General features: G+C 71.2%; 14 protein-coding genes. 5 read left to right on the top strand and 9 right to left on the bottom strand.

Going from position 1 to position 11,712, the window contains the following annotated elements:
- From ACQKIP_RS26770 to ACQKIP_RS26760, 3 genes are all read left to right on the top strand, one after another.
- A partial coding sequence (locus ACQKIP_RS26770) for a helix-turn-helix domain-containing protein (protein WP_427744305.1) occupies positions 1-510 on the top strand: 510 nt, incomplete at its 5' end.
- A 115-nt stretch (positions 511-625) separates the two neighbouring features.
- Positions 626-1,537, top strand: coding sequence for a class I SAM-dependent methyltransferase (locus ACQKIP_RS26765; protein WP_365856289.1), 912 nt, complete (start codon positions 626-628; stop codon positions 1,535-1,537).
- 45 nt (positions 1,538-1,582) lie between these two features.
- A complete protein-coding gene (locus tag ACQKIP_RS26760; protein WP_365856287.1) occupies positions 1,583-2,254 on the top strand; it encodes a DUF7002 family protein in 672 nt (223 codons plus the stop codon).
- 32 nt (positions 2,255-2,286) lie between these two features.
- Here the strand turns inward: ACQKIP_RS26760 and ACQKIP_RS26755 are convergent, their stop codons facing one another.
- From ACQKIP_RS26755 to ACQKIP_RS26745, 3 genes are read right to left on the bottom strand one after another with little or no spacing between them, the layout of a single operon-like run.
- A complete protein-coding gene (locus ACQKIP_RS26755) occupies positions 2,287-2,814 on the bottom strand; it encodes a hypothetical protein (protein ID WP_365857088.1) in 528 nt (175 codons plus the stop codon).
- A gap of 36 nt (positions 2,815-2,850) precedes the next feature.
- Positions 2,851-3,375: a DUF1877 family protein gene (locus ACQKIP_RS26750; RefSeq protein ID WP_365856285.1), complete on the bottom strand. Its 525-nt coding sequence runs from the start codon at positions 3,373-3,375 to the stop codon at positions 2,851-2,853.
- Between the two features lie 37 nt (positions 3,376-3,412).
- Positions 3,413-3,991, bottom strand: a complete 579-nt coding sequence (locus ACQKIP_RS26745) for a TetR/AcrR family transcriptional regulator (protein WP_365856283.1) — start codon at positions 3,989-3,991, stop codon at positions 3,413-3,415.
- A gap of 97 nt (positions 3,992-4,088) precedes the next feature.
- Between ACQKIP_RS26745 and ACQKIP_RS26740 the strand changes: the two genes are divergently transcribed.
- Together ACQKIP_RS26740 and ACQKIP_RS26735 are read left to right on the top strand one after the other, a co-directional pair.
- On the top strand, positions 4,089-5,378 hold the full coding sequence (locus tag ACQKIP_RS26740) for an MFS transporter (RefSeq protein WP_427744306.1): 1,290 nt from the start codon (positions 4,089-4,091) through the stop codon (positions 5,376-5,378).
- A 133-nt stretch (positions 5,379-5,511) separates the two neighbouring features.
- Entirely contained in the window at positions 5,512-7,272 is a 1,761-nt protein-coding gene (locus ACQKIP_RS26735) for a sensor histidine kinase (RefSeq protein ID WP_365856279.1), read from the top strand.
- A gap of 11 nt (positions 7,273-7,283) precedes the next feature.
- On the opposite strand, the gene ACQKIP_RS26730 is transcribed toward ACQKIP_RS26735, so the two are convergent.
- The 6 genes from ACQKIP_RS26730 to ACQKIP_RS26705 all read right to left on the bottom strand — a co-directional run.
- Complete coding sequence (locus ACQKIP_RS26730; protein ID WP_365856277.1) at positions 7,284-7,967, bottom strand: response regulator transcription factor; 684 nt, start codon at positions 7,965-7,967, stop codon at positions 7,284-7,286.
- 139 nt (positions 7,968-8,106) lie between these two features.
- Complete coding sequence (locus tag ACQKIP_RS26725) at positions 8,107-8,571, bottom strand: Crp/Fnr family transcriptional regulator (protein WP_365856275.1); 465 nt, start codon at positions 8,569-8,571, stop codon at positions 8,107-8,109.
- Complete coding sequence (locus tag ACQKIP_RS26720; protein ID WP_427744300.1) at positions 8,568-8,726, bottom strand: hypothetical protein; 159 nt, start codon at positions 8,724-8,726, stop codon at positions 8,568-8,570. Before ACQKIP_RS26720 ends, ACQKIP_RS26725 begins: the two co-directional genes overlap by 4 nt.
- A 101-nt stretch (positions 8,727-8,827) precedes the next feature.
- Positions 8,828-9,349, bottom strand: coding sequence for a flavodoxin domain-containing protein (locus tag ACQKIP_RS26715; RefSeq protein ID WP_365856273.1), 522 nt, complete (start codon positions 9,347-9,349; stop codon positions 8,828-8,830).
- A 23-nt stretch (positions 9,350-9,372) separates the two neighbouring features.
- The gene (locus ACQKIP_RS26710) at positions 9,373-10,104 is read right to left on the bottom strand and encodes a CBS domain-containing protein (protein ID WP_365856271.1); all 732 of its coding nucleotides are present in this window, start codon (positions 10,102-10,104) and stop codon (positions 9,373-9,375) included.
- 13 nt (positions 10,105-10,117) lie between these two features.
- Positions 10,118-11,712, bottom strand: a 1,595-nt coding sequence (locus ACQKIP_RS26705) for an acetate--CoA ligase family protein (RefSeq protein WP_427744298.1), incomplete at its 5' end; no start/stop codon positions are given.

The raw sequence follows: 11,712 nt of genomic DNA, 5'->3' as shown, positions 1-11,712 counted from the left end.
GAACTGGCCGCCCGCGCCAAGGTCAGCCAGTCCACGCTCAGCCGCATCGAGAACGGCCGGCGCCGCCTGGCCCTGGACCAGCTCGTCACGCTCGCCCGCGCTCTGGACACCTCCCTGGACCAGCTCGTCGAGACGGCCGGCGACGACGTCATCACCAGCCCGGCGATCGACGCGGCCCACGGACTCATGCGCTGGCCGATCAAGGCGGAGCCCGGCATGAGTGTCGTACGCCAGCGGATGACGAACCCGCCGCCCGACAGCCCCTCCCGCATGCGTGCCCATCCGGGCCGTGAATGGCTCGTGGTCCTGTCCGGCACCGCGGTCCTGCTCCTGGGCAACCGGCGCCTGCGCATCGAGACCAACCAGGCCGCCGAGTTCCCCACGATGCTGCCGCACGCGATCGGCGCCGAGGGCGGGCCCTGCGAGATCCTGGGCATCTTCGACCGCGACGCCCGCCGCGGCCACCAGCGCGAGGACAAGAGCGACGACAGCGGTGGACCCGGCGCGTGAGGCCACCCCGGCGGATGGCCGGCGGGTTGCGCGTCCGGCAGCAAAGCAGCCCATCTTCTTGCACACCCCGGGATTGATGGTGCCGCCCGAGCCAGATCGACTTAGCGTCGCTGTCATGACCCACGCTCACTCGCACGCAGCCCACGACGGCGCAGGACACCTCCCCCGGCACGGATCGGGCACCGGCGTCGCGCCGGGCTCCGAGGTCGCACCGGACTCCGACGTCCAGGCCGAGATCCTCGACCTGGACGCGGAGGTGCTCGCCGAGCACATCGCGTCCATCACCGCCTGGCTGCCCCTGGAGAGGGAACCGCGCCAGATCGTGGACCTGGGGTGCGGAACAGGGGCCGGCACCTTCGCGCTGCTCGCGCGCTATCCCGAGGCGCGGGTGACTGCCGTCGACGCGTCGCCGAGCCACCTCCACCGCCTGCGCGCCAGGGCAGAGGCGCTCGGAACGGCCGACCGCGTACGAACGGTCCAGGCCGACCTCGACGCGGACTGGCCCGAGGTCGGCTCACCCGATCTGGTGTGGGCGTCGGCGTCCATGCACCACCTGACCGACCCCGACCGCGCGCTGCGCAACGTACGCGAACTGCTCGCGCCCGCAGGCCTGTTCGCGGTCGTCGAGCTGGCCGACTTCCCGCACTTCCTCCCCGCCGATGCGCCCGCCGAACGGCCCGGCCTCGAGGACCGCTGCCACGCCGCCCTCGCGCACCACCACGCCGAGCACGTATCGCACCGCGGGGCCGACTGGGGCCACAAACTGGCGGCCGCGGGCTTCACCGTCGAGGGCGAGCGCACGATCCCCGTCGACATCGACGGTTCAGCCAACGCAGCGGTCGGCCGATACGCCCTCACCACCCTGAAGCGCCTGCGCGAAAGCGCCGCTCACACCCTCCCCGCCGAGGACCTCACCACCCTCGACCAACTCCTCGACACCGAGAGCCCGCACAGCATCCTGCACCGCACCGACTTGGCAATGCGCACGGAACGCCACGTATGGGCAGCACGCCGCACCTCCCCTTGATCGCCGCCCTTGTCGGGCGGGTGACGCCGCCGATAGCGTTCCGAGGTGGATCGAGACCAACTCGTGCGCGAACACCCCACGTTGTTCCATATGGCGGGTGACGGAACCTGGCCCAGCATTCGCGAACACGGCCTGTTGAGCACCAGAGCACTGCTGGACCTCTTCGATCCACCGGTGCAGCTACGGGATTCGGTCCTGAAGGGTGTGCGTCGGACAAGCGTGGATCTGGAGCGGGAAGACCTGGGCCGGGTGACCGTACGCGACCAGCGTCCCCTGAAGTTTCTCCGGTCCTGCTTGTCCGGGGGCACGACGGAACAGGAATTCCTCGACCTGCTGAACGGCCGCGTCTTCTTCTGGCTCAGCCTTCGGCGACTGCAGACGCTCCTGTCCGCCAGGCTCTACAAGGACGCCCCTCAAACGGTGCTGCACTTCGATACCGCTGAAGTGCTGGACCGCTACGGCGACCGAGTGCACCTCGCGCCGTACAACACCGGAAGCGTGCAGTACCGCAACTCGCCCCAGCGCGGACGCGACGTGTTCCGCAGCGTCGAGGACTTCCCGTTCGACGACTGGCGGATCCGCCGCGGGCGGACCCGGGACGCCGTCGTGGAACTGACCGTCCTCAACGCGGTCCCCGATGCCCACGCCCTCGCCACCCGCGTCGAGCGATGGTCGGACGGTCACCCCGTGGAGACGCTGTACGTGCGCCAAGATTGAACACCCGCCACACCTCCGGGGCGCTCGCCCCGTCAGTGACTCCCGCCCGGCTTACGGCGCTGCGCCGTTCGCCAGCGTGGCGCCTCGTCGTCCGGGGTGTCGGGGGAGGCGAAGTGGAACGGCACGCCGAGGTGGTCGGCCAGGGAGTGGCCGGCCTGTGCGGCGGCGGGGCCCGGTGGGGGGCCGCCGGGGCGGTGGTAGACCGTTGCCAAGTAGCCGTCCTCGGGCGGGTCGTCCAGGACGGCGACCAGCAGCACGAACCAGTCGTGGACCGTGTCGCCGTCCCACAGAGCCTCCACCGCGGCCACCTCTCCCGGCAGAGCCGCGGCGCGGGCTGCGAGGGAGGGCAGGTCCAGCGGGTCGGGCGGCGTGCGTTGCACACGCTCGCCCAGGAATTCGTAGCGTGCGTGGACCACTCCTTCCGCCTCGCGCAGCCCCAACCCCAGTGGCCTCAGCGCCTCCCACACGATCTTGACCGCCATCAGACGGCGATCGCGCAGCACATGCGCGTCGACCTCCCGGCGGGTCTGCTCCTCCAGGTAGGCCCACCAGCCGTTCATCGGCTCCCTTGTGGTGTGGTTCACGGGATGCATGCCTCAGTCCGCCCAGAGCGCGACGAGAAGACGGCGGTCGGCCGCGGTGCGGTAGAAGGTGCGCAGGGCCTCGAAGTGGTGGCGCAGGTACTTCCTCGGGCCGCCGGTGATTTCCGGGGCCCAGCTTCCGATCCGGCGCGCGGCTCTTTTCTCGCTTCTCGGGAGAGCCGCGAGGATCGCGGGGAAGTCGATCTGGTCGAGGAGGTCCGCGATGCGGGCCACCTGCGCCTCGCTCAGGGCCGTGGGCGTTGTGCCGAAGGGGGCGATGTCATGGGGCGGGACGTCGAGGAAGGCGAGGTCGATCGTGGTGTCCCCGTCGGTGGCCTCGCGGAGGGCCTGCGTGTGCGCCTCGTCGAGATCCCCCAACTCGCAGACACGCCTCAGGAGCATCGGCGCCCAGTCGAGGTCGAGTTGGTCCTCCGCCGGCGGATCCCAGCCGTGGTCCCCGTCCGGGGAGGCGTCAGCTGATTGCCGGCAGGCGGCGAGGTAGCCCGCCGGGACTCGGGCGAGTTGGTAGGTGACGGCCATGACAGCAGTATCCCGACCGCGTCCAGCGGTTATCGCTTCAGCGGCTCGCACCGTCCAGCGGAGCACGCGGCGCCGCCACCGCGCGGACCACGGCCGCCACGTCCGCTCGCTCGGTGGGCCGGGAGTCGACGGAGTTGTGGATGGAGAAGCCCTCCACGAGTGCGTCGAGCGCTCGCGCCGTCAGCGGGTCGAAGTGCCGGGCCAGGGACTGACGGCTGGCCTGCATCCAGGAACGCAGCACCTCGGTCAGTTCCGGATGCCGGGCGGCGAACGCGTACAGCTCGTAGCTGAGCAGCAGGTTGCGGTCGGTGCCCCAGACCTTGCCGCAGATGATCTCGACGACGGCTTCCTGTGCCTCCTCGGGCGTGCGCGCCGCCTCAAGCAGCGCACCGTAACGCACGGACACGGACTCGGCGAGGCGCGTGAATGCCTCGGTGAGCAGGTGCTGCATGTCGTCGAAGTAGTAGGTGAGCGAGCCGAGCGGCACCCCGGCCGCCGAGGCGATCTTGCGGAAGGTCACTTTGATGGCGCCGTGCTCGGCGATGACGTCGAGCGCCGCATCGAGGATGCGCTCGCGCCGCCGGGGGTCGTTGGGGCCTCGGGTGCTGCCTGTCATCGCTGTCGTCTCTGCCTTCTATTTCCCGTATCCGAGTGTGTACATTTGTACATACCCTGGTGGCGTCGGCCTGTCGCCGACCCGAGCATTCTTCCGGATCCCGTGGAGCTTCCCCTTGATAGACCGCGCCGTGCGCAGACGCCGTCAGGCTCTCTATCTGTTCTTCTTCCTGCCGGGCATCTGCATGTCGTCATGGGTCACGCGCACCCCCGACGTACGCGATCAACTGGACGTGTCCACCGGGCAGATGGGGATGGTCCTGTTCGGCCTGTCCGTCGGCTCCATGGGCGGCATCCTGTGCTCGGGGCGCCTGGTCTCGCGGTTCGGCACCCGGCCCGTGATCGGGATCGGGACCAGCCTGATCATCGCCAGCATGGTCGTGATCGGCGGCGGCAGCTCCGTACAGTCCGCGCCGATGGTCGCCGCCGGCCTGTGCCTGTTCGGGGTGGGCATGGGGGCCTGCGAGGTGGCCGTCAACGTGGACGGCGCCGATGTGGAACGCCTCACCGACACGACCGTCATGCCCACCCTGCACGGCTGTTTCAGCCTCGCCACCGTCGTCGGCGGACTGGCGGGCATGGCCGCCACCGCAGCCGATTTCCCCGTCATCTGGCACCTGGTCCTCGTCACCGCCGTCGCCACGGGAATCCTGGTCTATGCCCTGCGCGCCATCCCGGCCGGCACCGGGACCAGCGACACGTCCCGCGCCCCGGGCAGCGCCAAGGACGCCGGGCCCCGCGTATGGAAAGACCGCAAGCTCCTGCTGATCGGCGGCATCGTCCTGGCCATGGCCCTGGCCGAAGGCGCCGCCAACGACTGGCTCCCGCTCCTCATGGTGGACGGCCACGGCCTGGACGCCGCACTCGGCTCGCTCGTCTTTGTGGGGTTCGCCGCCGCGATGACCCTGGGGCGCTTCAGCGGCACGTTCTTCCTCAACCGCTTCGGGCGGGCAACCGTCCTGCGCGCCAGCGCCATCTCCGGTGCCGTCGGCCTCGTCCTGGTCATCTTCTCCGACAGCGCCGTCGTGGCCGCGGCAGCCGTTCTGTTCTGGGGGCTCGGTGCGTCGCTGGGGTTCCCCGTCGCGCTGTCCGCGGCGGGCGACTCGGGCCCCGACCAGACCGCGCGGGTGAGCCTGGTGGCCACCATCGGCTATGTCGCCTTCCTGGTGGGCCCGCCGTCCCTCGGGTTCCTGGGCGACCACTACGGGCTGCGGTCCGCGATGGTGGTGGTCCTGGTGTTCGTCACCGCTGCCATCGCCCTCGCCCCGGCCGCCGGCAGCCGCTCCCCCGCCGTGGCGCACGGCGGCTCCCCGCAGGACATCCCGCCCGGCGCTCCGGACGCTCTCCGGTCTCCCGCACCCGAAGCGGCGCCCGACAAGCAGGGCTGACGAGCGGCGCTGAAGAGCAGAGCCGACGAATGCCGCCGAGGCGGCCAGAACCTACCGCTCCTCCCCTCCGGCGCCTGTGACTACTGTGAGGTGAATGCAACGCCTTGGCTCACAGACCCGGCGGAGGCAGGACATGGGTGGGGACGCACAGAGCGAGTCTCGGCAGCTGCCACGACTGCGTCTGGATGAGCTGCTCGAAGAACTCCAGGTTCGGATCGATGCGGTCCGCGGGACCCGGGACCGGCTGCACGGGCTGCTGGAAGCGGTGCTTTCGGTCGGGCGGGAGCTGGATCTTCCGCAGGTGCTGCGGCGCATCGTCGAGACCGCCGTGGCCCTGGTGGACGCGGAGTACGGCGCGCTCGGCGTCATCGGCGCCGGGAGCAAGCTGGACGAGTTCCTGCCGGTGGGGATCAACGAACAACTGCGGTCGCAGATCGGCGATCTCCCCTCGGGGCACGGACTGCTCGGCGAACTGATCCGGCATCCCGAGCCGTTGCGGCTGCGGGAGCTGTCCGAGCACACGGCATCGTCCGGGTTTCCGGCCCACCATCCGCCGATGCACACGTTCCTCGGGGTGCCCATCCGGGTGCGCGAGGAGGTGTTCGGGAATCTCTACCTCACCGAGAAGCGCGGCGGGGCCGAGTTCGACGGCGAGGACGAGGCCGTGCTGTCGACGCTGGCCGTGGCGGCGGGCGTGGCCATCGAGAACGCCCGGCTCTACGAGGAGGCGCGGCTGCGCGAGCGGTGGCTGGCGGCCGGATCCGAGTTCACCAACGCCCTGTTGTCCGGAACGGCCGAGGCCCGCGTACTGGAGTTGATGGTCGAACGAGCCCTGGAGATCACGTCGGCCGACATCGGCGTGGTGGATCTGGTCGTGGCGGAGAGGGACGAGCTGCTGGGTGCCCTGGCGCTCGGTGAGGGCGCCGCCACGCATCAAGGCCACCGCATCCCCCGGCAGGGGACCCTGGCCGGCGCCGCGTTGCACACGGGCGGACTGCTGGCCGCCGAGGACGTGACGCGTGATCCGCGGGTCACCTTCAGCCCGGAGCGGTGGAAGGGCATGGGCCCGGCGGTCGCCGTCCCCATCGGAACGGCCGAGGGGTTGCGCGGCGTGCTGGTCCTGGCCCGCCGCGCCGGGCGTCCCGTATTCGGCGAGGGCGAGATCGCTCCGCTGCCCGGCTTCGCCGGTCAGGCCGCGCTGGCCCTGGAACTCGCCGAGCGGCGGCGCGATGCCGAGCAGATGAGTCTGCTCGAGGACCGGGACCGGATCGCCAGGGACCTCCATGACCTGGCGATCCAGCGGCTGTTCGCGACCGGCATGACCCTGCAGAGCGCCCAGCGTTTCGTTCAGCATCCCGAGGCCTCCGAGCGCCTGATGCGGGCGGTGGACGATCTCGACACCACCATCAAGATCATCCGCTCGACCATCTTCGGGCTCCGCGCCCACGACACGGGGGCGGCGACCGCTCCCGGCTTGCGCGTGCGGATCGCGCGGACCGTGGAGGAGGCCGTCACGGCGCTCGGCTTCACGCCCGCGCTGCGCATGGAGGGCCTGATCGACACCGATGTGCCCGCCGGCATCGCCGACGACGCGGCGGCCGTGCTCAGCGAGGCGCTCGCCAACATCGTCCGGCATGCCCGGGCATCGGCCGCGGAGATCTCCCTGGTCGTACGCAAGGAACACCTGACCGTCACCGTGACGGACAACGGCCTCGGCATCGGTCACGGCACCGGCACCGGCACCGGCACCGGCACCGACGAGAGCGGGCGCCGCAGCGGGCTGCGCAATCTCGCCGAGCGGGCCGGGAAGCTGGGTGGCACGCTCACCCTCGAAAGGGGACCGGACGGTGGCGGCACACGCCTGGAGTGGCGGGTTCCGCTGCCCGGCCTGTGAGCCGGAAGAGGTCAGCGTGACTGGCGCGGGTCGAAGTGGGCGGCGATCACGGCGGCTTGGATGCGGCGTTCGACGCCGAGCTTCGACAGGAGCCGGGAGATGTGGTTCTTGACGGTCTTCTCCGAGAGGTAGAGCTGCTTGCCGATCTGCCGGTTGGTGAGGCCTTCGCCGATCAGGGCGAGGATGTCGCGCTCGCGTTCGGAGAGCACGGCCAGCTTGGCGTCCTGCGGGGCCGCCGCCTCGTCCGGCCCGCGCAGCGTGCTCATCAGGCGGGTCGTGGTCGCCGGGTCGAGCAGGGACTGGCCCGCGGCGACGGTGCGTATCGCGTCGATCAGGTCGGTGCCCTTGATCTGCTTCAGGACGTAGCCCGCCGCCCCCGCCATGATCGCGTCCAGGAGCGCGTCGTCGTCATCGAAGGAGGTCAGCATGAGGCAGGCCACCTCCGGCATCTTCGAGCGCAGTTCACGGCAGACCGTGATGCCGTCGCCGTCGGGCAGCCGGATGTCGAGAATGGCCACGTCCGGGCGCAGAGCCGGACCGCGGATCAAGGCCTGCTCGCTCGTGCCGGCTTCTCCGACGACCGAGATGTCGGGTTCGGAATCCAGCAGGTCGTGCACTCCCCGGCGTACGACCTCGTGGTCGTCGAGGAGGAAGACCCGGATCGGGTGCTCCGGTGTGTAGGAACGTACGGTCATGGCTGCCCCCTGGATGTCGACGGCCCCGTTCAGACGGGTCCCGTTCAGGCCCCGTTCAGACGGTCCCGTTCAGGTCCCGTTCAGATCGTGTCGGGTGGGCGGCGGGGCGCGCCAGGTCCGGATGGGCCCCACCGGCGCGTCACCCCCGCACGCCGCTTCCGCTGCCGTAGGGGGCGTACAGGTCAAGGAGGCGGGTCCTGGCGGACTGCAGGCGGTGGGCGAGCACGCGCCCCACCCATTGGCCGACGACCGCGCCAAGGACCGGGTCGTCCTCGCACATCAACCGGACCGCGAGCGCGTCGAATTCGTCGGCCCGCACCGGGCTCTGCGCGACGGCGCCGAGCTGCCAGACGTAGGGCGGGAACATCCAGGACCAGCCGACCAGTTCACCGTGGCCGAGGGTCTCGATGTCGGCGGCACGGCGCCCCGGCACATGCATGTCCAGGACGACCGATCCGGTACGGATGATCCAGAACCGGCCCGCGTGCCCGCCCTCCTCGAACATCCGCGTCCCGGCCGGGAAGAACGCCTGGCGGGCGATGCGCATCAGCCGATTGCGGTGCTCGGCCGGAAGTGCGCTCATCATGGTCGTGGTGTTGCTCATCGCTCCGTCTCCTTCTGGTGCGCCGCGTCCTTGAGGGCGGCCGCCTCTTCGGTGAGGGCCGGCTCAGGGCGCCCGGCGGCCATGAGGATCGCTCCCCTCCTGCGCTCCCCATAGCCGCTGTCCGGGAAGTGACCGCATCTGCGTTCCCTGCTCACCAGCCTCGGCGAGGAACGGCAGGCGGGGCAGGGGCCGAGCGGCCCTGTTCGGGCCCGATCGGTCCGGGGTGAACGGGCACTGCTCCGGGGCGCTCACGGCCTCAGGGCCCCTCCTGGCGCGCTGTGCTCTCGCCCCGCAGGGTGGCGCCGATGTGCTGTGCCCACGTGGTGATCTGTTCGAAGTCGCGGAAGTCGCCGCCCTGCCCGGTCCGAATGATCATGCGGGCGACCCGGCCCTTCGCTCCTTCTTTGAGGCAGCCGCCGAAGGTGACGTGTTCCCTGGCATCGAGTCGGATCAGGGCGCGGCGCACGGCCGGCACCGGCGGGATGTCCCGCTCCGCCGCCGACGCGTCCAGGGGCCCGCTGCTGAACAGCCACACCGGGGTCCCGGCCAGCGCCCGCGCGCTGCGCCGGACGAACCGGCGGGCGTCCTTGTGCCAGCGCCCCGCATAGAGCGCACTGCCCAGCACGAAGGCGTCATAGGCCAGGACATCGCCGACATCGGGCATCCTCCGCAGTTCGGCCTCCAGGCCCTCCTTGCACAGGACCTCCGAGATCGTGCGGGCGATCTCGGCCGTGGACCAGTTCTTCGTCGCGTAGGCGACGAGCACCTTGATGGTCATGGCGGTGCGTCCCTCCTCGGCGTTCAGAGTTTGCGCAGCCAGTCGTCGGCCACGCCCCGCAGGGCCTGATCGTCCGGCTGGAGGTGTGAGTCGTCCAGGCGGTAGGCGAGCTTGTCGACGACCGCGACGACTCCGTCGATCTCACGCGTCATGTGCAGCGCGACGGGGACTTCACTGCGGCGCTCCAGCTGTCCCTCGAGGGTCACCACACCGTCGTACACGTCGACCTTGATGGCCAGGGGACCCAGCCACAGGGTGCGGACCAGGACCTCCCCGATCACTTCGCGACGGATCTCGTCGTCCGCGCGCAGGAACACCTGAAGCAGGTCGCGCCGGGTGACGATGCCGACCAGGCGGTCCTCGTCGTCGACGACGGGCAGCCGCTCCACCTTGTGCCGGGCCATCAGGCGGGCGCCCTCGGCGATGGTGTTGTCGGCGTGGACACACACGGGCGGCGTGGACATCAGCTGTCCCGCGGTCCGTGCGGTCGCTTTGGCCCGGCCTTTCCGCGCGGCGCGGCTCATCCGCGGCATCCGGAAGCGGCGCGGCTGCCGGTAGGGGTCACCTGCCTGTGCCTCGCGTGCCAGCAGGTCCGTCTCGGAGATCACTCCGACCACCTTGTCGTCGGCGTCGATCACGGGCAGGCCGCTGATGCGGTGCTCGGACAGGCGGGCGGCCACCTCCTTGAACGGTGTGCCGTACCGGGCGCTGACCACCTCGCCGGTCATCACTGAGCCGATCTTGCTGTGCTTCATCCTTTTCTCCTCCTCAGCGCAGTCGGCGCAGATAGGGGTCGTGGGCGGTCCGCGGCAGCAGCCGGATGCGCGCGTCGAGTGCCGTGGTGCCGCCGGGCCGGGCCAGGACCGGGTTGAGGTCGGCCTCGGCAAGCTGCGGCAGGTCGCAGGCCATCCGGGACAGCCTGTGCAGCAGTTGCTCCAGGCCTTCGAGGTCGACCGGGCCGCTGCCTCCGTGTCCGAAGAGCAGCGGGGCGCAGCGCGGCGCGGTGATCAGGTCGTGGACGTCGAGGTCGGTGAGCGGGGCAAGGCGGGCCGCGTGGTCCGCGAGCAGTTCCGTGGCCGTGCCGCCGAGTCCGAACAGGACCAGCGGACCGAACACCTCGTCCTGGACGACACCGGCGACCAGTTCGGTGCCGCGCCCGGCGAGCGGCTGGACCACCACACCCGTCAGCAGACCGGCGAACCGGGTCGCGAAGTCCCGGAAGGCGGCGCGTACTTGGGCGTCTCCCTGCAGATCGAGGTGGATGGCGTGCTGCTCGCTCTTGTGCAGCAGACCGGGCCAGGCCGCCTTCATCACCACCCGGCCGTCCGGGCCGCGCAGCCGCTCGGCGGCCATGGCCGCTTCGTCCTCGGTCTCGGCCCAGGCCCAGGGCAGTTGGGGGATCTTGTAGCAGGCGAGCAGTTCGGCGCAGGTGCGCGGGTCGAGCCAGCCGCCTTCGAGGTGCCCGGCCAGCCAGGTGTCCGCCACCGCCCGGGCCCGCCCCGTCTCCGTTCCCGCGAGGTCGGGCACGGTGCCGGGCGGACGGGCCAGCCACTGGGCGCGGCGGGCGGCGTGGGCCAGGGCGCGCGCGGCGGCCTGTGGATCGGCGAATGCGGGTACGAACCCTCCTTCCGCGCACGGCAGCAGCCGTACGGGCAGCGCCTGGCCGAGGAGGACCGCGGCGACCGTTCGGGAGCGACGGCCGGGGGCGCCGGTGAGGGCCCGGACGAGATCGTCGCCAGTCGCCGCGGCGACCGCGGTGGGGACAAGGACCACCAGGACGGAGTCGATGGCGCCGGACAGCATGAGCCGGTCCACCGCGTTCCTGAGCTGCGCCTCGGTGACGGCAGCGGTGGCGTCGACCGGGCCCGCGGCCGAGGCTCCCGTGGGCAGGGCTGCCAGCAGGTCATCCATCAGGTCGGTCGGCAGCTGCGGCAGGCTGAGCCCCGCCTCGGCGCACGCGTCGGCCGCGAGGACGCCCGCGCCGCCCGCGTTGGTGACGATGACGACGCGATGGCCGTCCGGCGCTGCCTGTGAGTGCAACAGGGCTGCAGTTTCCAGGAGTTCACCGATCGTGCGGGTGGCTGTGATGCCTGCCTGGGTGAACAGGGCCTGGCGGGTCATGGTCCGCGGGGCGGCCGCGGCGGTGCGTGAGGCCGCGGCCCGCCGGCCGGCCTCGGTACGGCCCGCGTCGACGGTGAGGACGGGCATGCGCCGGGTCACCCGCCGCGCGGTGCGGGAAAAGGCCCGTGGGTTGCCGAATGACTCCAGGTGCAGCAGGGCCAGGTCGGTGACGCCGTCGCCCTCCCACCACAGGAGCAGGTCGTTGCCGCTCACGTCGTACTTGTCGCCGAGCGATACGAAGC

Origin of the sequence: Streptomyces sp. NPDC059900, assembly GCF_050270335.1 — a bacterium.
Lineage (GTDB): Bacteria > Actinomycetota > Actinomycetes > Streptomycetales > Streptomycetaceae > Streptomyces.
The sequence above is the reverse complement of the archived record's forward strand: the minus strand, read 5'-3'. Positions and strand labels throughout refer to the sequence as shown.